This is a genomic window from Paraburkholderia sp. GW821-FHT02A12, from assembly GCF_059422005.1.
The window spans coordinates 3,253,467-3,273,949 of the sequence record NZ_JBWKWA010000001.1; the positions used below are offsets into that span (position 1 = coordinate 3,253,467).

The following is a 20,483-nucleotide window of genomic DNA, read 5'->3' on the forward strand; positions in this document are numbered from 1 at the left end:
GCCGCGGCGAGCCGGCGTCAATGAAAATCGCGGCTCGCCGTGGCCAGTTCGCCGAGCAATTCGCTGCGATCTTCGAGTCGATGCGCGACCAGGTGAATCACCTCGCCTCTGTGTTTCTGTTTCGCCTTGCCCGCTTTATCGATGTTCGCCACGTTGCCGGCGCTGTCGCCGCCGGTAGCGACACCGTCGTCACGCTGCAAGACGCCGTACACCGCCAGCAACGATGAACCCAGCAACACCTTGCGCTGCTGTTCCACCAGCGACGGCCAGACGATCACATTGATCGAGCCGGTTTCGTCTTCGATGGAAACGAACACGGTGCCGTTCGCCGTTCCCGGCCGCTGCCGTACGGTGACGATGCCGCATGCGCGCGCCAGCGTGCCGTGCCGACACGCGGCGAGTTCGGCCGCCGTGCGAAAACGCTGCTGGGCAAGACGCGCGCGCAAGAGCGCGAGCGGATGGCGATTGAGCGTGAGGCCAAGGCTCGCGTAGTCGTCGACGATCTCGCGGCTTTCGGCAGCCTGCGGCAACGCCAGCGGCGCTTCGGCGATCGGCGCATCGCGCAGCAGTCTGGGCACCGTATGCTGCGCGGTCACCGCCCACCACGCTTCGCGCCGATGGCCCGCAATGCTGACCAGTGCGTTCGCAGCGGCAAGCGCTTCGAGATCGCGGCGCGTCAATGCCGCGCGGCGCGCCAGATCGTCGACGTCGGTAAACTGCGCGTCGCTGCGAGCCGCCATGATGCGTTCCGCGGCCGTCTGTGAAAGGCCTTTGATCAGATGCATGCCGATGCGCACAGCGGGCCCTTTCGCTCCATAAATGTTCGGCGGCTGAAATACACGCGCGGTCAGCCGTTGTGCCGCACGCCGGACTGTCCGGCTCAGGGCAAAGCGCGGCAGTGCCAGATCGCGCAACTGCTGCGCGGATAGTACGGCCTGCTGACGATGCAAACAGGTTTCGGCCGCTGAAATTCGCTGCCCCTGCTGCTGTGGACCGTTTCTTTCGAAGGTCGATTCCCAGTCGCTCAGCGTCACGTCGGGCGGCAATACTGTGACGCCGTGACGCTTCGCGTCCTGCACGAGCTGCGACGGCGAATAGAAACCCAACGGCTGACTGTTCAGCAAGCCTGCCAGAAAAGCGGCCGGTTCATAACGCTTCAGCCACGCACTGAGATAAACGAGCAACGCGAAGCTCGCGGCATGGCTTTCCGGAAAGCCGTACTCGCCAAAGCCTTCGATCTGCTTGCAGATGCGGTTGATAAACCCGGGTTCATAACCTCGCTTGAGCATGCGCTCGGTCAAATCCTTCTGATATTTCGCCAGGTTGCCGGTGCGCCGCCACGCGGCCATCGCGCGCCGCAACTGGTCGGCTTGCTCACCGGAGTATTTCGCCGCAACCATCGCGAGGTGCATCACCTGCTCCTGGAAAATCGGCACGCCGAGCGTGCGCTGGAGCACCGGCCGCAATTCATCCTTGGCGTAGTCCTCCGCCTCGAGACCCTGCTTGCGGCGCAGATACGGATGCACCATGCCGCCCTGAATCGGCCCGGGCCGCACGATCGCGACTTCGATCACGAGGTCGTAATATTTGTTCGGCTTCAACCGCGGCAACATGCTTTGCTGCGCGCGCGATTCGATCTGGAACACGCCAATCGTGTCGGCATGGCCGCACATCTCGTAGACGGCCCGATCCTCGCGCGGAATATCCTGCACTCTGAATTCCGGGAAGCCGCGCCGCAACGCGACGAATTCCAGCGCGCGCCGGATTGCCGACAACATGCCGAGCGCCAGCACGTCGACTTTCAGCAGATTGAGCGCATCGATATCGTCCTTGTCCCACTCGATCACGCTGCGGTCTTTCATTGTCGCGTTCTCGATCGGCACGAGCCGCGACAGTTTGTCTTTCGCGATCACAAAGCCGCCGACGTGTTGCGACAGATGACGCGGAAAATTGCGCAACTCTTTCGTGAGGCGAATCAGATTCTGCGTGATGTGCGAACTGGGATCGAAGCCCGCTTCGGCCAGATATTTGGCGACCGCATCCGTGCCATCCCACCATTGCTGCGATTTACTGATCCGCTCGATCAACGACGCTTCGAGCCCCAACGCCTTGCCGACGTCTTTCAGCGCGCTGCGCGAGTGATACGTGATCAGCGATGCGGTCAGCGCCGCGCGATGACGGCCGTATTTCCCGTAGATATACTGAATCACCTCTTCCCGGCGCTGGTGCTCGAAATCGACGTCGATATCAGGCGGTTCGTTACGCGCGCGCGAGATAAACCGTTCGATCAGCATGTTCATTTGCACCGGATCGATTTCCGTTACATGCAGGCAATAACATATGACCGAATTCGCCGCCGAACCCCGCCCCTGACACAGTATGTTTCTGGAGCGCGCGAAGCTCACGATATCGTGCACTGTCAGGAAATACTTTTCGTATTTGAGCTCGGCGATCAGCATCAGCTCTTTCTCGATCTGATCGATTCGTTTGAGATCCATGCCGTTCGGCCAGCGCTCCGTTGCGCCGGCCATCACCAGTTTGCGCAGATAGCTCGATGGCGATTCGCCAGTGGGAACCAGTTCTTCCGGATACTCGTACTTGAGTTCATCGAGCGAGAAGCGGCATAGGGCTGCGATACGCAGCGTTTCTTCGAGCGTATCGCGCGGATACAGTTTGCCGAGACGCACGCGCGTACGCATATGCCGCTCGGCATTCGCCTCGAGCGCATAACCGCAAGCCGATAGCGGCGTGACCAGGCCGATTGCGGTCATGGTGTCCTGCAGCGGTTTGCGCGAGCGCACATGCATCAGGACGCCACCCGCAGCAACCAGAGGCAAACCGCTGGCCTTTGAAATCATCCGCAATGCGTCGATCTGAAGGTCGTCGCTGCCGGTTTGCCAGAGTTCGAGCGCAATCCATGCTCGCTGCGGTGCGAACGAGGCGAGCCAATGCGCGCAGCGCAGTGTGTGCGCGAGCGTCGCCGCGCGCTGCGGCACGAGGATCAGGATGCAATCGGGCAACGTCTTGAGATGCTCGAGATGCGATAGCGAATCGGTGAAGTCGGATGGGCTGAGGCGATAGCTGCCCTTGTCCGCACGCGAGCGAGCCAGCGTGATCAGTTCGGAAAGGTTGCCGTAACCGTTGCGGTTGGTTGCCAGCGCAACCAATGTGCAAAACGGTTCGCCTTGAACGCCGGTCAGGTTGAGTTCGCTGCCGATGATCAGGTGAGGAATGGGATTGAGCGCTTCTTCAGCTTCCTCTTTAGTTTCTTCAGACTCCCTGGTTTCCGAGGGCGTTCGTGCCTGCGCGGCTTGCGCTTTCTCCTCGCGCTCTTTCTGTTTGCGCTCCCGCTCCTGCGTCATTTCTCTCACCGCGGTGTGCGCGCGCACGACTCCCGCCAGCGAGCATTCGTCGGTGATCGCGAGCGCGCTGTAGCCGCACGACATCGCCTGCTCGACCAGCTCGTGCGGGTGCGAGGCGCCGCGCAGAAAGGAGAAACTGGTCAGGCAATGCAATTCTGCATACGCCGGCAACTGGGCCGCAAGCGCCTGCTCCGATGAAAATGGAAACCGGGAAGTTGCCATGATGGTGCTCAGCCGAACAAACCCTGCAAATACCACTCGCCGCCAATACGTTCTCGATATACCCAGAACATGTAACCGCGATCGTCGGCCGCGATGTAGTAATCCCGCTCGATGCGATTGCCGTCCCACCACCCCGCTTCAATCCGCTCGGTACGCGTGAGCATTTTCAGCGGCCGACGATAGATCGGGCGCTGATCGCGCATCATCAGGCGCAGTGGCTTGTCGAGCATCCAGACAGGACGAGGTTGCGACGGCAACGCGCTGTCGGGCAGATCGAGCGAGACCTGTGCATCGCCCGGCTTCGGGGTAGACGTATGGCTGCCTGTATCGCCGGCCATTTCAGCCAGCCATCGCGTCATGTTTGCCGATCGCGTCACCGCATCGCCATCTGCGTGATTTTCTTCAGACGCTGCATGTTGCAACTCATCCGTCAGCCAGGTTTTATCCGCTTTGATCTTCACCCTGGTTTTAGCTGGCGAACGCTTCTTGCGTGAAAACGCCTGTGCCTGGTATGGATCGACACGCATTGCCCGCTCAGGCCGATGATCGTCCTGCTCAGACATCTGCAGCACGTTCTCCGGTCCCAATCGCGCGCTCAGGCGTTCGAGCAGACGCGCAATCGAATCACCGTCGGTTTCCGGCATCGGAAACAAGGTGTCCGATTGCCCCGCATACTCGCCAATCTGATCCGCGATCAGCTTCAACTCGATCACCGGCGCCACCAGTACGGTCTGATTCAACTTTTCGCGCAACAGCCAGATCAGATGTTCGGCATCGCGCGACGGTACGGCCCACGCGACCGCCAGACTCGACGTCTTCGGCGCATGACGGGACGCCAATTCATGCTCGAGCAATAGCGTGTAACCACTGAGTGCCGCATGATGCGCGCTCAGCCAGCCGGCCAGCTGCACGATCAGCCGACGCGCGGCAAACAACAGTGCGTCGGCATTATCGACCCGCGACGGCAACTCCAGCTGCGCATGAAACGACGCCGGCGCACGAAACGATTCGCGCGGATCCGGACGCGTGCCATACGCTTGCGCCTGCAGATCCAGAATGCCGCTGCCGAAACGCCGCACGACGCCCGCCCGTGGCAACTGACGCAAATCGGCCAATGTAGCGCAGCCGATTTGCATGAAGGCATCGCGATGCGCCTGTTCAACCGGCAGCAACGACACGGATAATCGGTCGAGGACACGCGCAAGCGAAGTCTCCTTCACCACATGCCAGCAATGCCCCTGACAATTGGCGCGCGCTTGCGCCAGCAACCACGCACCCCAGGCGGTCGGCGCACACGCGATGCGCGTCGTATAGCCGAACTCACCCGCCGTGGCCGACACTCGCGACAACAACACGCGCAAGCCGCCGAATAATCTCAAACCGGAGCCAACTTCCAGCAGCAACGTGTGCGCGTGGGCGAGCGATACTTTCGGCGTGTACATCAGCAAGGCAAGCGCCATCGCTTCGAATGCCTGAGTTTCACGGGTGCTATCTGCGACAAGCATTTTGAGACCTGGTGCCAACGCCAATGCATACGAGCGCGAATGACCGGCACGCACACCGGCGCGCAATGCGGCGAAATCGGGCAGCAGAATGTGTGCGTGATCCGCCAGCGCATAACAATGCTCGCCGCCGACATCTTCGCTGGCGAGACGTTGGCTTGCATCGCCGCGCGGCTCAGGCTGATTCGGCTTCGCGGGCGAACCATCCGGAAGCGGCACGAGAGGCTTCACCGCTTCCAGCGACAAGAGTGGCAATGTGACTGCGATCCACAACATGATTGATCTCTCGCCCTTGATTGCTGCCGGCTCCGTTCTCCGGCAACACGACGTCTTGCAACGGCAAAATGAGGCGCAGGGGTTCTGCTAGCGGCGGGCCTCGACGCTTGAAGATATCGATCGACATACCGATCTCCTGCAACCATTGACGACGGTTGATCGTCTGCGCATTAGCCGGCAAAAGTGGCTCGCAGATCATTCGCAATGGCGCCGGCGAGGATTGCGTGGCGGCGTCGACAGGGCGAATCAAAAATGCCAGCGATGCCGATTCCTGAGCCGCCACCTGGAGACGCCGAATCTTATCGGCGCGCGCATTCGGCAGCCACACCAGTACCGCGCCGATGCCATCCTGCTTCAATGCTTGAGCGGCGGCCCACAGAGACTGATCTTCCTCCGAGCGCACCCATACGACGCGCCCGACATCGACACCCCACGCCCTCAACGCCGCGGCACAGGGCTGATAAGGCGGCGCCACGAGCATGACATGCCGTTCGGCTTGTATCGTGAGATGCCGAAGCGTGTGGGCAAGCAGGCGTACTTCTCCCACGCCACCATGTTCGATCAATAGCTCCGTCAAGCCACCAGCCGACCAGCCCTGCCCCGGCAGCAGCTGATCCAGCGCGGCGTAGCCGCTGGAAATTACCCGCGAGTCCGCCTCGGCAAGCTCATTGCCCGTCCACACCTGACGCCGCAATTGCGACGACAGTGCAGTCGCCGCAAGCTGAATTGCTGCTGCCATAGACACGCTCTTTTAATGGGTAATGCTTCGCCCCACCCGACATCGGGCCAGCATCAGGCGACAGATTTTTACTGTATATTTATACAGTATTTTGAGGATGATGTTAAGACGGCATGCCGCTGCACAGTGCGCACAGAGAGACCTTAAGGGGCACGATGCGGGAGGCGATGAAACTCACGCGGCTTGTTGTTTGCAGGTTTTATACTGCGCGGCGCTTGCTGTTTCTGGCGCTGCGGCTACGCATGGGGCAAGCCGGATCGGGCTGCTGCGAGGAGGGCTGGGGATGCTGCAGCGTGCGGCGGTAGGCGCACGGCGATGGACGGCCTTTCTGTGTTGCCGTTTCCGGAGCCGTAAACGCAGAAACCCCACCGTTCTGGGTGGGGTTTCTGGTGCTGCTGGGGAGCCTGACGATGACCTACTTTCACACGGGAATCCGCACTATCATCGGCGTGGAGTCGTTTCACGGTCCTGTTCGGGATGGGAAGGGGTGGGACCGACTCGCTATGGTCATCAGGCATGACTTGTTGCCGTATTGCGGGGTTTGGGGCCCTGGGCAATACCGCCAATCGGGAAGAAGTAGTGTCTGGTGAGGCTCACCAGCGGGAGTTGTGTTGTTCGAGGCACAACATCGATCTCTCAACCTGTGTGTTCTGCTACCCCATCTGGAGTTCACACGCATCCCCTTCGGGGATCGGACCAGAGTAAGGGCTTTGCATGGGCCCGGAGTAAGTGCTAAAGCACTAACTCCGGCCGACAGCTAAAGCGCTAACTCTGGTCGAGACACACCTGTTATAGGATCAAGCCTTACGGGCAATTAGTATCAGTTAGCTTAACGCATTACTGCGCTTGCACACCTGACCTATCAACGTCCTGGTCTTGAACGACCCTTCAAGGGGCTCGAAGCCCCGGGGATATCTCATCTTAAGGCGAGTTTCCCGCTTAGATGCTTTCAGCGGTTATCTCTTCCGAACATAGCTACCCGGCGATGCCACTGGCGTGACAACCGGTACACCAGAGGTTCGTCCACTCCGGTCCTCTCGTACTAGGAGCAGCCCCCTTCAAATATCCAGCGCCCACGGCAGATAGGGACCAAACTGTCTCACGACGTTTTAAACCCAGCTCACGTACCTCTTTAAATGGCGAACAGCCATACCCTTGGGACCGGCTACAGCCCCAGGATGAGATGAGCCGACATCGAGGTGCCAAACACCGCCGTCGATATGAACTCTTGGGCGGTATCAGCCTGTTATCCCCAGAGTACCTTTTATCCGTTGAGCGATGGCCCTTCCATACAGAACCACCGGATCACTATGACCTGCTTTCGCACCTGCTCGACTTGTCGGTCTCGCAGTTAAGCACGCTTATGCCATTGCACTATCAGCACGATTTCCGACCGTACCTAGCGTACCTTCGTACTCCTCCGTTACACTTTGGGAGGAGACCGCCCCAGTCAAACTGCCTACCATGCACTGTCCCCAGTCCGGATCACGGACCAAGGTTAGAACCTCAAACAGACCAGGGTGGTATTTCAAGGACGGCTCCACGCAAACTGGCGTTCACGCTTCATAGCCTCCCACCTATCCTACACAGATCGGTTCAAAGTCCAATGCAAAGCTACAGTAAAGGTTCATGGGGTCTTTCCGTCTAGCCGCGGGGAGATTGCATCATCACAAACACTTCAACTTCGCTGAGTCTCGGGAGGAGACAGTGTGGCCATCGTTACGCCATTCGTGCAGGTCGGAACTTACCCGACAAGGAATTTCGCTACCTTAGGACCGTTATAGTTACGGCCGCCGTTTACCGGGACTTCAATCAAGAGCTTGCACCCCATCATTTAATCTTCCGGCACCGGGCAGGCGTCACACCCTATACGTCCACTTTCGTGTTTGCAGAGTGCTGTGTTTTTATTAAACAGTCGCAGCCACCAGTTTATTGCAACCCCTTCACCCTTCTGGCGCAGGCCAGTCAAGCTACAGGGGCGTACCTTATCCCGAAGTTACGGTACCAATTTGCCGAGTTCCTTCTCCCGAGTTCTCTCAAGCGCCTTAGAATACTCATCTCGCCCACCTGTGTCGGTTTGCGGTACGGTCTTGTTAAACTGAAGCTTAGAGGCTTTTCTTGGAACCACTTCCAGTTGCTTCTTCACCGAAGTGAATGGCCTCGCACCCTTGAATTCCGCGCCCGGATTTGCCTAAGCGCCTTCTCCAATGCAAGGACCGGGACTTCCAACACCCGGACAACCTTCCGCGATCCGTCCCCCCATCGCATTTAACAATGGTGCAGGAATATTAACCTGCTTCCCATCAGCTACGCATTTCTGCCTCGCCTTAGGGGCCGACTCACCCTACGCCGATGAACGTTGCGTAGGAAACCTTGGGCTTACGGCGAGGGGGCCTTTCACCCCCTTTATCGCTACTCATGTCAGCATTCGCACTTCCGATACCTCCAGCACACTTTCCAGTGCACCTTCGCAGGCTTACGGAACGCTCTCCTACCATGCACATTACTGTGCATCCGCAGCTTCGGTATATGGCTTAGCCCCGTTACATCTTCCGCGCAGGACGACTCGATCAGTGAGCTATTACGCTTTCTTTAAAGGATGGCTGCTTCTAAGCCAACCTCCTGACTGTTTTAGCCTTCCCACTTCGTTTCCCACTTAGCCATATTTCGGGACCTTAGCTGGCGGTCTGGGTTGTTTCCCTCTTGACACCGGACGTTAGCACCCGATGTCTGTCTCCCGTGATTGCACTCTTCGGTATTCGGAGTTTGCTATGGCGTAGTAATCCGCAATGGACCCCACAACCATGACAGTGCTCTACCCCCGAAGGTGATACACGAGGCACTACCTAAATAGTTTTCGGAGAGAACCAGCTATTTCCAGGTTTGTTTAGCCTTTCACCCCTATCCACAGCTCATCCCCTAACTTTTCAACGTTAGTGGGTTCGGACCTCCAGTACGTGTTACCGCACCTTCATCCTGGCCATGGATAGATCACCTGGTTTCGGGTCTACACCCAGCGACTGAACGCCCTGTTCGGACTCGCTTTCGCTACGCCTGCCCTAATCGGTTAAGCTTGCCACTGAATGTAAGTCGCTGACCCATTATACAAAAGGTACGCCGTCACCCTCTTTCAAAGGCTCCGACTGTTTGTATGCATGCGGTTTCAGGATCTGTTTCACTCCCCTCCCGGGGTTCTTTTCGCCTTTCCCTCACGGTACTGGTTCACTATCGGTCGATCACGAGTATTTAGCCTTGGAGGATGGTCCCCCCATCTTCAGACAGGATTTCACGTGTCCCGCCCTACTTGTCGTACACCCAGTTCTTCCTCGCTGTTTTCGTCTACAGGGCTATCACCTGCTATGGCCGCACTTTCCAGAGCGTTCGACTAACAGCAAAGATAAAGAGTACAGGCTGGTCCCATTTCGCTCGCCACTACTCTGGGAATCTCGGTTGATTTCTTTTCCTGCGGTTACTTAGATGTTTCAGTTCACCGCGTTCGCTTCTCATGGCCTATGTATTCAGCCATGGATACCTCAAAAGAGGTGGGTTTCCCCATTCGGACATCTTCGGATCAAAGCTCGTTTGCCAGCTCCCCGAAGCTTTTCGCAGGCTACCGCGTCCTTCATCGCCTGTGATCGCCAAGGCATCCACCACATGCACTTGTTCGCTTGACCCTATAACGGGTGTGTCTCACACCTCACCCACTGGGGATGAAGCGTTGCTCACAATCGCTACAGGTTGAGTATTCGTGTTGCGCCGTATTCCAAAAGCGATCTTTCGATCTCTCTTTTCATACATTGATACAATCACAACCCTGATTCACCTACTCACACACCCATCTCCAGGTATGCTTTCGTGAATCTCTTTACTACTTCTTCCTGATTGTTAAAGAACGACAGCCGATATCGCAGTTGCTATAACCGCGTATCACTCTGACTGGCTCAATCGCCAATGCATAAAGCTCGGTTAATCCCGGAAACCCGGAACCGAACGCTAGGCATTGAAGATTGGTGGAGGATGACGGGATCGAACCGACGACCCCCTGCTTGCAAAGCAGGTGCTCTCCCAGCTGAGCTAATCCCCCAGTCATACACAGATAATCACTACCTGTATCTGATACCTCAGAGGTCTTCGGTTGGTTAGCTGCAGCCACCGCAGAAACAGTGGTGGGTCTGGATGGATTCGAACCATCGACCCCCGCCTTATCAAGACGGTGCTCTAACCGACTGAGCTACAGACCCCTGAGTCTGTCTGCGTATCTGTCTTAATTTCACAGCCGATAAGCGTGAGCGCTCAACGCGTTGACACGTTAGCTCGAGAAAGGAGGTGATCCAGCCGCACCTTCCGATACGGCTACCTTGTTACGACTTCACCCCAGTCATGAATCCTACCGTGGTGACCGTCCTCCTTGCGGTTAGACTAGCCACTTCTGGTAAAACCCACTCCCATGGTGTGACGGGCGGTGTGTACAAGACCCGGGAACGTATTCACCGCGGCATGCTGATCCGCGATTACTAGCGATTCCAGCTTCACGCACTCGAGTTGCAGAGTGCGATCCGGACTACGATCGGTTTTCTGGGATTGGCTCCACCTCGCGGCTTGGCAACCCTCTGTTCCGACCATTGTATGACGTGTGAAGCCCTACCCATAAGGGCCATGAGGACTTGACGTCATCCCCACCTTCCTCCGGTTTGTCACCGGCAGTCTCCCTAGAGTGCTCTTGCGTAGCAACTAGGGACAAGGGTTGCGCTCGTTGCGGGACTTAACCCAACATCTCACGACACGAGCTGACGACAGCCATGCAGCACCTGTGTTATGGCTCCCTTTCGGGCACCCCCACCTCTCGGCAGGGTTCCATACATGTCAAGGGTAGGTAAGGTTTTTCGCGTTGCATCGAATTAATCCACATCATCCACCGCTTGTGCGGGTCCCCGTCAATTCCTTTGAGTTTTAATCTTGCGACCGTACTCCCCAGGCGGTCAACTTCACGCGTTAGCTACGTTACCAAGTCAATGAAGACCCGACAACTAGTTGACATCGTTTAGGGCGTGGACTACCAGGGTATCTAATCCTGTTTGCTCCCCACGCTTTCGTGCATGAGCGTCAGTATTGGCCCAGGGGGCTGCCTTCGCCATCGGTATTCCTCCACATCTCTACGCATTTCACTGCTACACGTGGAATTCTACCCCCCTCTGCCATACTCTAGCCCGCCAGTCACCAATGCAGTTCCCAGGTTAAGCCCGGGGATTTCACATCGGTCTTAGCGAACCGCCTGCGCACGCTTTACGCCCAGTAATTCCGATTAACGCTTGCACCCTACGTATTACCGCGGCTGCTGGCACGTAGTTAGCCGGTGCTTATTCTTCCGGTACCGTCATCCCCCCGCCGTATTAGGGCCGAGGCTTTCTTTCCGGACAAAAGTGCTTTACAACCCGAAGGCCTTCTTCACACACGCGGCATTGCTGGATCAGGCTTGCGCCCATTGTCCAAAATTCCCCACTGCTGCCTCCCGTAGGAGTCTGGGCCGTGTCTCAGTCCCAGTGTGGCTGGTCGTCCTCTCAGACCAGCTACAGATCGTCGCCTTGGTAGGCCTTTACCCCACCAACTAGCTAATCTGCCATCGGCCGCCCCTGTAGCGGGAGGTCCGAAGATCCCCCCCTTTCCTCCGTAGAGCGTATGCGGTATTAATCCGGCTTTCGCCGGGCTATCCCCCACTACAGGACACGTTCCGATGTATTACTCACCCGTTCGCCACTCGCCACCAGGATTGCTCCCGTGCTGCCGTTCGACTTGCATGTGTAAGGCATGCCGCCAGCGTTCAATCTGAGCCAGGATCAAACTCTTCAGTTCAAACCTGTTACTGTTTTTCGGTCTCTTTCGAGACCGGTCGCTCACTCAACGTACTGACGATGATTACGCCTGTCTCTCAACAGGCAAACCTTCCTCTAATACTGTGTGAGACTTGATACTTTCGCTTGTCCCGGCAGACCCCGAAGGACCCACCGGCGCGTCGCGCATCAAGCGCCCACACTTATCGGCTGTTAATTTTTAAAGATCGATTCCGCAGTCACTACCGAACCCGCACCGCGTTGCACACCACACCGCAACCACCCGGCACCGCTTCGTTCTGCGTCGCTGCATCAGCAGCAGAGAAACGAGATTATGAAGAACTTTCGCTACGCCGTCAACAGGTTTTTCCAGCTTTTCCAACCTGCCCGCGCCGCTGAAAGCCTTGCCACTGCTGGCTCTCCCGCCTCCCGCGCCCCGTTGTCCGAAGCACGAAAGAGCGAGATTCTAGCGGCCCGGACCGGGCCTTGCAAGCGTTATCTGGAATTTATTCAAGGCGCCTTTTCTACGCGTCCCGATTCATCGGCGACTGGCATTTTTACGCCCGGCTCCAGGGCACGGATAGCTGGGGCTCCGATCGTCCAATCGTGCAACACGGTATAGGCAACCGCCAGCAAAGTCGGGCCGATGAAAACGCCGAGGAAGCCGAAAGCGAACGCCCCACCCAAGATACCCAGCATCACCAGAATCAGCGGCATGTCGCTATTCTTGCCGATCAGGATCGGCTTGATGACGTTGTCGGCCATGCCGACAACCAGCACGCCCCACACGATCAGGAAGATTGCCCAACCGGTCGCGCCGCCGTGATACAGCCAGATTGCCGCGGGCAACCATACGACCACCGGGCCGCCTGGTATTACCGACAGGAAGAAAGTCGCCAACCCGAGCAGCGCTGGCGCCGGCACACCGGCGATCCAGCAACCGAAGCCGGCAAGGATGCCCTGCACGAGCGCCGTACCAAGAATTCCGTAGACCACGCCCTTCACCGTACTGCCCGCCAGCGCCAGCAGATAGTCTGCGCGTTCGCCGGCAATCCGCCGCATGCCCGCATTCAACCAGGCAGCCGCGCCCTCTCCACCGGTATAAAAGAAGAATGCCAGCACAATACTCAGCGCCAACAATCCCAAACCGTGCGTAACAGCAATCGCAGCCGCCAGAATCCACTTGCCGGCCGGCGCCGCCAGCGTACGCAATTGCGCAATCAGTTCAGAGTTGCTGCTTGTCAGATGCTCCCAGAACGCCTCGATGTTCGAACCGACCAGCGGAATCCGCCCGACCCACGACGGCAAATCCGGCAAGCCTGCGTCAAAAAGCCTTTCCATCAGCGCGACAATGTCGTGAACGTGCGCGCCGAACGCAAAACCCGCATAGACAAACGGCCCAAGCACCACGACCAGAATAATGATCACGATCAGCGTCGCAGCCCACTTGCGCCGCCCGCCGACTGCTGCTGTCAGTCGGCGGTACAGGCCCCACGAGCTGTAGCTCAGAATCGCGCCCCACAGCAGCGCCGTCGTAAATGGCGCCAGCACCAGTAGCGAACCGCCCACCAATATAATCAAAGCGAATACAGCGGCGAGACGTTCGATCAGTTGGTCCGATTTCACAATGATTCTCCCTGTTGTGCCAGACCACGGCGACGAGTAGACACGCTTGCCGGGCGCGTACTGAAAGCTGTCAGTATAAAAGCGAGCCGCCGCGCCGGAGACGTCTTATATCATCTGGCCAAGCGGGCATGTAACGCGCCCCACGGCCCTCGCGGCAGGCTGTTTTTTCATGCCGGAACGTCCTAATCCATCCAGCATTGCCGGCCAAATAATATGGCGGCGGAGAAAAGACTAGAATATAAGGTTCTGTGCACCCCAATTTCCGGATTTATGCGCTCGCGAATCGCCAAACGTCTCCCCCCCGATGCCGACAAGCTTGTCGGTCTCTCGCTCGCGCTATTCGCGTCGGGCAGCCGCACCGAAGACCGCTTCTGGGAAGCGAAGCTCGATGCGCTGCTGGCCAAGATCGTCCGAAACGCCAACCAGACTACGCTGGACGCCGCGCTCGACCATCTGCAGCAAAACCACCCAGATGCTTACGGCGCGCTCGCCGATATGGCGGAAACGCACAGCGAATCGTTCATCATCGACCACGAAGGTGTTCCGCATGAAGCGTTGCTGATCGCCGCGCCCGTGCTGGCCTGGACTCGCTACATGATTCCTTCCGGCCCGCTCAAAGGCGACGCAGCCGACGCATTGCGCGCGCATCTACAGGCACACGTCCTCGCGGCCAATACGCGTGTTGCGATGGCGCCGTTCCTGTACAGCATCGATCAACTGCCGCGTCACCACGTCGAAACGTGGCGCCTTGCCCAGCAGCTTGCTCAAGCAGCAATGAGCGGCGGCAACATCAAGCTCAATTTCGGCGAATTGCCGGAAACTTCGCCGATCCTGGCCGACCCGCGTTTCCTGCTGGCCGTGGTCGCAGCGCCCGTCGGCGAGCCGACGTTCCGCTGGCAGGAAGAAGAACACGGCAGCCGGATCGAACGTGGGCAATGCCTCGAACAATGGGCAACACAAGGAGGTGCCAATTTGTCGCTGGTGCTGCCCGGCTGCGAGTTCGAGTGCCTGCTGCCCGATGCGTACTATTCGGCCTGCCGCGACGCCGACGAACGTGTGCGCCCTCACACAGTCCGTACTGCCGTGCGCTACCTGTTCGACACAATCGGCGCAGCGCCGCAGGAGTTGCGCGCGGTTGTCGCGGGCTTCGGCGAGCGCCGCATCGACGAGTACCGTGTCGGCTTCACGCGCCGCGGCAGCAATGACGTGATCTATGGCGTCGTGTGGCCACTGTACGGCCGCGAGAACGGCGAACCCGGCATCGACGAAGAACCGGAACAGGCCGCGGAGAACGACGGCCCGCTCGAAGAAATCGTTGCGTTGCTTAAAGAGACCGGCGTGACCGATATCCGCCGCCACGCTGGCCGCTTCGAGCCGGAATATTGCGACGACTGCGGCGTCCCGCTCTACGCGGACCCGCTCGGCGAGATCGTCCACGCCGAAATGCCGGAGGACGCGGAGCCCGCGCAGCCGCATTTCCATTGATGCATCGGCGCCAACGTCCTGGCGTCGAAATGAAGAAGCCCCGCCGCGCGCGGGGCTTTTTTTATGGCTCTCTTCCTATGCCTTTTGGACAGGCCGTCAAATCGAAAGGAATTTGTCATCATAGGCCCGGTGACGCATCGCAACACGCCCGGCTCCTTCGCCGGTTCGTATGCATCGCACTACTTCGTCCGATTCATCTGGAGACATGGCATGCGATTCTCGATACTCAACTCAGACGCGGAACGACGCGATGGGCTCAAAGCGCTACTGCGGCAAATCGACCGGCTAGCGCGTTTTAATGAAGCACAAGATTGGCGTCAGGTTGAACGCACGCTCAAGCGCCAATGGCCCGACTTGCTGGTGATCGACTGGCAGGGCTGGATGTCGGTCGCGGATACCCGACGCCTGCTCAGCCACTACCCGGGCCTGCGCATTGCCGTACTAACCGACCAGGTTTCACCCGCCTGCGTGCGAGATCTGATGGACGAAGGCGTGCTCGGCGTGGTGCCGCGCGAAACCGACCCGTGCCTGATCGTACGGGCCTTCGAGATGGTGCTGCTGGGCGGTCACTATGTGCCGGCGGGCGCATTGGCGCTCAATCCCCCGCTGCCTCCGGATGCCGTCATCCGTCCGTTCGACGAGAAGAGTCCGCCACCGCGCCGCGCCCGGCTTTCCAGCGGCCTGTCGCCGCGCCAGGAACAGATCATGCGCTGCGTCCACATGGGCAGCACGAACAAGATGATTGCGCGCACGCTCGGCATCAGCGAAGGAACCGTCAAGATCCACCTAACCAGCATATTCCAGCAACTCGGGGCGCCCAATCGCGCAGCCGCGGTCGCGCTTTACAACGGCTGGCTGTCGGCTCATTTGCAAGTACTGCGCAACGACAGCGAAAGTCCGGCTCGGCCGGTGATGGGGCAAACCGGCGTGGTGCCGTTGCGGCGCCACACACGGCGGCGTTTCCAGTATCCGTTGCCTACTAACGACACGGCAGACACGCTGCCGATGGCCGCCGAACCGAGCACGCCCTTTGGCGATCCGCCGGCCGCCGGCTCAGCGTCGGAACCTGCTACGGAAGGCTCGGCATGACATCAGCCGGTGCTCACGCCGACGTCAGGGTGCGCACCTTTCCGGCGGCGTTTGCGCCGGCTGGCACGGAATCCGCTCACACCTTTCGTCGTCCAACGAGTAATATGAGATACATGGGTTTCCTCTACACACCGCTTCCGTTCTGGGTCGCTGTCAGTGGCTGGATCGCCACTGCGATAGTGGTCGCGCTCGCGCTCTGGAAAAACCCTTTCAAACGACTTCAGGACGGCACGCTGCAGCACGTCTGGCTCGCGATCATTGTCGCGATTTCGGTGCTGTGGGCCAGCAACGCATGGCTCGACGACGGCACCGTCATGCATCTGCTCGGCGCCACTCTGGTCGTCACGCTATTCGACTGGGCGCTGGCGCTGATTGCGATGGCGGTGGTCACCGGTCTGGCCGCCGTCGTTTTCGACGCCCCCTGGCAGGGCATCGCGCTGACTTTCCTGATATTCGGCGCGCTGCCTGTCGGCATCTCGACGCTGGTTCAGCGCGCCAGCATCGCCTGGCTGCCGCGCAACATGTTCATGTTTATCTTCGGCCAGGGTTTTGTTTCGCCGGCTATTGCCGTGTCGCTCACTGCAGCTGCGGCGCTTGGCATTCACGTCGGGCTTGCCGACGGTTCGATGACGGTGGTGCCGGCCGGCTATGCATTCAGCGTGCTTCTACTAGCCACCGGCGAGGCCTGGTTCACCGGCATGTCGACGGCTTTGATCGCGGTCTACCGGCCCGCATGGGTCACCACCTACGACGTGCGCCGATATCGATTGGGCGGACCACGCACCTGACATCCGGTGCTGTATCAAGCAGGCATCCGCGGCGCCCCCCGGCAATCGGCCGCGGCTCGGCACGCGACGGGTCTGAGCCTGTGCACCACGACGGGACAAAATATTTGTGTCAGGATTGAACTCCTTCCTCGCGTTGGGCATCTTACGTGCCTGATGTCTCATTAGCGTCTAACGAACTAGATGGATCGCACCAACGCACCGCGCCGATTGCTGCGGTTGGTCGGCCGGTTGGCGGTATGTGCAGCGACGCTTTCGCTCATGTGCACTGCTCCCGCATTCGCCGATCAACTCGAACAGCACAACGACCTCGTCAACAGATTTGTCAATGACATGCACGCAGACCCGTTAGTCGCGGACTGCGCAGCGCATGGCAACTTTGTCGCCAGCACCTCGACTGCCTTCGATCACGTCGAATTTCCACCGAGTTCCTTCGACAGCGCGCATGCGTCGGTGACACCATGGAACGACTCGTTCGACGAGGGTAAGCAACGCGTCAAGGTGGATAACATCGTCACTGTCGAAGGACTGGGCATCCGGCAAAGCGGCGACGGCGATCCGGCCGACCTCAAGTTCCGCTGCGGCTACGTCGGCAATCAGATGCAGGCCTTCAGCTGGAACGATCCGGTGCCGCCGAACCGTGCGCATAGCTCCGGCTCTACGGACTCGCGCGTGTCGTCAGGCAAGCATAAGAGCGTGAAGGGCAAGCACACGGCAAGCGGCAAGACGACAATGAAAGCGAGCGGCAAGTCTTCGAAAGCGGTCTCGGGCAAATCGTCTGGCAAAGCCACTTCCAGCAAATCGAGTACGAAGAGATCCTCCGCAAAAAAAACTCACTAACATTCGAAACCTGCGGCGCAGCAGCGATGCCCGCGCTGCAGGTTTCGCAGGAAAAAAAAGAGGCGCCCACTGCTCAAGTGGGCGCCTCTTTTTCCGTGCTGCGTCCGCTCAAAAAACGAACACTGGACAAAATCAGGCAAACGTCTCCACATGCCGCAAAATCGCCTGCAGCATCGCGGCGCCAAGCGACGCGCTGCGCTCGCCGTTCCAGCCTACCCGCTCGTCGGGCAGATTGGCGTTGTCCTTGAACGGCATTTCGAGCGTCAACGACAGGCAGCCGAATTCGTTGCCGATGTACTTCGAAGCCAGCTTCAACGCGTCCTCGCGATACTTGCTCGCGGCATAGCCAAACTTGTCCTGAAAATCCGGGCTCGCATGCTTGAATGCTTCGATGAACGCCTTTTGCTCCAGCCCTTGCCGCTCGGTGAAACCCGGCAGCATTTCTGAGCCGGCCACGAACACATACGGCAGCGCCTCGTCGCCGTGAATATCGAAGAACAGGTCGCAACCGGTCGCGTGGATCGCATCGCGCACCACCAGCACTTCCGGACTGCGCGCGGCATCCGGCTCCATCCATTCGCGATTCAGGTTCGCGCCGGCCGCGTTGGTGCGCAGATTGCCGTGCACGCTGCCGTCCGGATTCATGTTCGGCACGATGTAGAACACCGCGTGATCGTAAAGCTTGCGCGCCACCGGGTCGCCTGCCCAATCTCCCCAGCCGGCCAGACGTTTCACCAGGCCCTCGATAAACCATTCGGCCATCGTCTCGCCGGGATGCTGACGGGCGATCAGCCAGATCTTCTTCTTGGGCGTGTCGCCGGTTTGGGGCGTGCCGAGCGTCAATAGCGATATCGGCCGGCCTTCCACGGTCTTGCCCAACTCCGTGAGCGTTGCCTGCGGCATCTGCTGCACTGCGCCGAGAAACTCCGAGTGCCGCTCTTCGCTATACGGCTCGAAATACGCGTAATAAATGCGGTCGAAATCCGGCGTGTGATCGATCGTGAGCACGCGGCCGTCGTACGAGCTCGGCACGCGGAACCAGTTCACCCGGTCATAACTCGCCACCGCCTGATAGTCGCGCCAGCCTTCGGCGAACGCGCATGCAGCGGCGTTTTCGAAGGTCATCACGCAGCGCTCGCCGGCAGCGCCGGACACCCGGAAGTAGAACCACTGCGCGAACTCGGCGTGACTATCGGGCCGCACGCGCAGACGGATATTGCTGGCCTCTTCGCAGGACAGCACTTCGATCGCGCCTGCGTCGAAGTTGCTCGTAATCGATAACGTCATAATATTTTTCCCTGCTTGTGTGCGCGGCACTCGCTTTAGTCAGCGACGCGGCGGCGGAATACGTAGGTGGAATCGTTCGAGGCTTCGACGTCGAACGCGTAGCCTTCAGCGTCGAAGTCCTTCAGTTGCTCGGGCGCGTTCAGGCGGTTCTCGACCGCGTAGCGCGCCATCAAGCCGCGCGCGCGTTTCGCGTGGAAGCTGATGATCTTGTAACGGCCGCCCCTCCAGTCTTCGAACACGGGCGTGACGACGGGCGCCTCGAGCAGCTTCGGCTTGACCGATTTGAAGTACTCGCCCGACGCGCAATTCACCAGCACGCGCGACGCCGCGGCGTTCTTCTTCAACTGCGCGTTCAACGCCTGGGTGATCCGCTCGCCCCAGAACGCGTACAGATCCTTGCCGCGCGTATTGGCAAAGCGCGTGCCCATTTCGAGCCGGTACGGTTGCAGCAGATCGAGCGGCCGCAACAATCCGTACAAGCCGGATAACACCCGCACATGGTTTTGCGCGTAATCCAGATCGGCCGACGACAGCGTCTTCGCATTGAAGCCCTCGTACACGTCGCCGTTGAACGCGAGCACCGCCTGCTTGGCATTGTGTGTGCCGAAGGTCGGCGACCATTCGGCATAGCGTTGGAAATTGAGTTGTGCGAGCGGATCTGAAATGCTCATCAGCGTGGCGATCTGCTGCGGCGACAAACGGCGCAATCCGCCGATCAACTCGGCCGCGTCATCGACGAAATCGGGGATCGTGTGCTTTTTGACGTGCGGCGGGGTTTCGTAGTCGAGCGATTTCGCCGGCGACAGAACGATTATCATAGAGGCTTGCAGGCACGCCGTGCCTGGCGGTCAAAGACGAAAGCCAGATTGTAACGAATGCCCGGTTCCCATGCCTCACGCGGCGCTTTGCGCGTCGTCCTCGATTCCAACGTGTGGATCGATATTCTCGTGTTCGACGACCCGCACACGCGGCCGATCCGCGCCGCGCTCGAAAGCGGCGTGCTGGCCGCGCTGATCGACGCGCGCTGTCTCGCCGAACTGACCTACGTGCTCGACTATCCGCAATTCGTGCATCGCAATGTCGACAAGGCGGCCGCGCTGGCCGTCGTCGCGCGTCTCGCACAGCGGGTCGAACCGGCGGCGCCGGCAGAAGGCGCCATGCCGTTGCCCAAATGCAAAGACCGCGACGATCAGAAGTTTCTCGAACTCGCGCACGCCGCGCAGGCCGACTGGCTGGTATCGAAAGATCGCGCGGTATTAAAGTTAGCCAAGCGGATCGCGCGCGATTTCGGCTTTCAGATTGCGCAGCCGGCGCCCTTCGTCACGTTCGTCAGCGCCTCCTTGACGGCAGCCGGCGAGCCCGCGCCCGCATGACCCCTGGCCGAACGGCCAACGTGGGGCCGACTGCGCGCACGCAGCGCCGCGATTCCCTACAATCAAGCT

General features: G+C 59.3%; 11 protein-coding genes, 2 tRNA genes and 3 rRNA genes. 5 read left to right on the forward strand and 11 right to left on the reverse strand.

Features of this window, described 5'->3' with window-relative positions; all coding sequences use genetic code 11:
* Positions 1 to 17 precede the first annotated feature (17 nt).
* The 9 genes from AC07WT_RS14775 to AC07WT_RS14815 all read right to left on the reverse strand — a co-directional run bounded on the left by AC07WT_RS14775 (position 18) and on the right by AC07WT_RS14815 (position 13,555).
* A complete protein-coding gene (locus AC07WT_RS14775) occupies positions 18 to 3,584 on the reverse strand; it encodes an error-prone DNA polymerase (RefSeq protein ID WP_494947579.1) in 3,567 nt (1,188 codons plus the stop codon).
* Between the two features lie 8 nt (positions 3,585 to 3,592).
* Entirely contained in the window at positions 3,593 to 5,362 is a 1,770-nt protein-coding gene (locus AC07WT_RS14780) for a Y-family DNA polymerase (protein ID WP_494947580.1), read from the reverse strand.
* Positions 5,262 to 6,101: a translesion DNA synthesis-associated protein ImuA gene (gene imuA / locus AC07WT_RS14785; RefSeq protein ID WP_494947581.1), complete on the reverse strand. Its 840-nt coding sequence runs from the start codon at positions 6,099 to 6,101 to the stop codon at positions 5,262 to 5,264. Before imuA ends, AC07WT_RS14780 begins: the two co-directional genes overlap by 101 nt.
* Before the next feature lie 402 nt (positions 6,102 to 6,503).
* Positions 6,504 to 6,616 (reverse strand): 5S ribosomal RNA (gene rrf, locus AC07WT_RS14790).
* Between the two features lie 278 nt (positions 6,617 to 6,894).
* A 23S ribosomal RNA gene (locus AC07WT_RS14795) occupies positions 6,895 to 9,775 on the reverse strand.
* A 334-nt stretch (positions 9,776 to 10,109) separates the two neighbouring features.
* Positions 10,110 to 10,185: transfer RNA gene (locus AC07WT_RS14800), tRNA-Ala, on the reverse strand.
* Between the two features lie 80 nt (positions 10,186 to 10,265).
* A tRNA-Ile gene (locus AC07WT_RS14805) sits at positions 10,266 to 10,342 on the reverse strand.
* A gap of 78 nt (positions 10,343 to 10,420) precedes the next feature.
* Positions 10,421 to 11,951, reverse strand: a 16S ribosomal RNA gene (locus AC07WT_RS14810).
* Together the 16S, 23S and 5S rRNA genes with 2 tRNA genes alongside form the textbook arrangement of a ribosomal RNA operon.
* A 488-nt stretch (positions 11,952 to 12,439) precedes the next feature.
* Positions 12,440 to 13,555, reverse strand: a complete 1,116-nt coding sequence (locus tag AC07WT_RS14815; RefSeq protein WP_494947582.1) for an AI-2E family transporter — start codon at positions 13,553 to 13,555, stop codon at positions 12,440 to 12,442.
* Between the two features lie 270 nt (positions 13,556 to 13,825).
* Between AC07WT_RS14815 and AC07WT_RS14820 the strand changes: the two genes are divergently transcribed.
* The 4 genes from AC07WT_RS14820 (at position 13,826) to AC07WT_RS14835 (ending at position 17,754) form a co-directional block, all read left to right on the forward strand.
* On the forward strand, positions 13,826 to 15,040 hold the full coding sequence (locus tag AC07WT_RS14820) for a DUF2863 family protein (RefSeq protein ID WP_492595107.1): 1,215 nt from the start codon (positions 13,826 to 13,828) through the stop codon (positions 15,038 to 15,040).
* 210 nt (positions 15,041 to 15,250) lie between these two features.
* Positions 15,251 to 16,129 carry a response regulator transcription factor gene (locus AC07WT_RS14825; RefSeq protein ID WP_492595106.1) on the forward strand — a complete coding sequence of 293 codons (879 nt, stop codon included), beginning with the start codon at positions 15,251 to 15,253 and terminating at the stop codon, positions 16,127 to 16,129.
* Positions 16,130 to 16,242: 113 nt separating this feature from the next.
* Positions 16,243 to 16,917 (forward strand): energy-coupling factor ABC transporter permease, encoded by a 675-nt coding sequence (locus tag AC07WT_RS14830; RefSeq protein ID WP_492595105.1) that lies wholly within the window; start codon positions 16,243 to 16,245, stop codon positions 16,915 to 16,917.
* Positions 16,918 to 17,097: 180 nt separating this feature from the next.
* Positions 17,098 to 17,754 carry a BspC domain-containing protein gene (locus AC07WT_RS14835; protein WP_494947583.1) on the forward strand — a complete coding sequence of 219 codons (657 nt, stop codon included), beginning with the start codon at positions 17,098 to 17,100 and terminating at the stop codon, positions 17,752 to 17,754.
* A gap of 132 nt (positions 17,755 to 17,886) precedes the next feature.
* Here AC07WT_RS14835 and AC07WT_RS14840 read toward each other — a convergent pair whose 3' ends face one another.
* Both AC07WT_RS14840 and yaaA read right to left on the reverse strand, forming a co-directional pair.
* On the reverse strand, positions 17,887 to 19,041 hold the full coding sequence (locus AC07WT_RS14840; RefSeq protein WP_492595103.1) for a M14 family metallopeptidase: 1,155 nt from the start codon (positions 19,039 to 19,041) through the stop codon (positions 17,887 to 17,889).
* 35 nt (positions 19,042 to 19,076) lie between these two features.
* Complete coding sequence (gene yaaA, locus AC07WT_RS14845) at positions 19,077 to 19,859, reverse strand: peroxide stress protein YaaA (protein WP_494947584.1); 783 nt, start codon at positions 19,857 to 19,859, stop codon at positions 19,077 to 19,079.
* 57 nt (positions 19,860 to 19,916) lie between these two features.
* Here yaaA and AC07WT_RS14850 point away from each other — a divergent pair, with 57 nt between their 5' ends.
* Positions 19,917 to 20,414, forward strand: coding sequence for a putative toxin-antitoxin system toxin component, PIN family (locus AC07WT_RS14850; RefSeq protein WP_494947585.1), 498 nt, complete (start codon positions 19,917 to 19,919; stop codon positions 20,412 to 20,414).
* Positions 20,415 to 20,483 lie beyond the last annotated feature (69 nt).

Excerpts from the sequence above, each read along its gene's own strand:
- AC07WT_RS14775 (WP_494947579.1), bottom strand. The coding sequence starts at position 3,584 with ATGGCAACTTCCCGGTTTCCATTTTCATCGGAGCAGGCGCTTGCGGCC.
- AC07WT_RS14780 (WP_494947580.1), bottom strand. The coding sequence starts at position 5,362 with ATGTTGTGGATCGCAGTCACATTGCCACTCTTGTCGCTGGAAGCGGTG.
- imuA (WP_494947581.1), bottom strand. The coding sequence starts at position 6,101 with ATGGCAGCAGCAATTCAGCTTGCGGCGACTGCACTGTCGTCGCAATTG.
- AC07WT_RS14820 (WP_492595107.1), top strand. The coding sequence starts at position 13,826 with ATGCGCTCGCGAATCGCCAAACGTCTCCCCCCCGATGCCGACAAGCTT.
- AC07WT_RS14825 (WP_492595106.1), top strand. The coding sequence starts at position 15,251 with ATGCGATTCTCGATACTCAACTCAGACGCGGAACGACGCGATGGGCTC.
- AC07WT_RS14830 (WP_492595105.1), top strand. The coding sequence starts at position 16,243 with ATGGGTTTCCTCTACACACCGCTTCCGTTCTGGGTCGCTGTCAGTGGC.
- AC07WT_RS14835 (WP_494947583.1), top strand. The coding sequence starts at position 17,098 with ATGGATCGCACCAACGCACCGCGCCGATTGCTGCGGTTGGTCGGCCGG.
- AC07WT_RS14840 (WP_492595103.1), bottom strand. The coding sequence starts at position 19,041 with ATGACGTTATCGATTACGAGCAACTTCGACGCAGGCGCGATCGAAGTG.
- yaaA (WP_494947584.1), bottom strand. The coding sequence starts at position 19,859 with ATGATAATCGTTCTGTCGCCGGCGAAATCGCTCGACTACGAAACCCCG.
- AC07WT_RS14850 (WP_494947585.1), top strand. The coding sequence starts at position 19,917 with ATGCCCGGTTCCCATGCCTCACGCGGCGCTTTGCGCGTCGTCCTCGAT.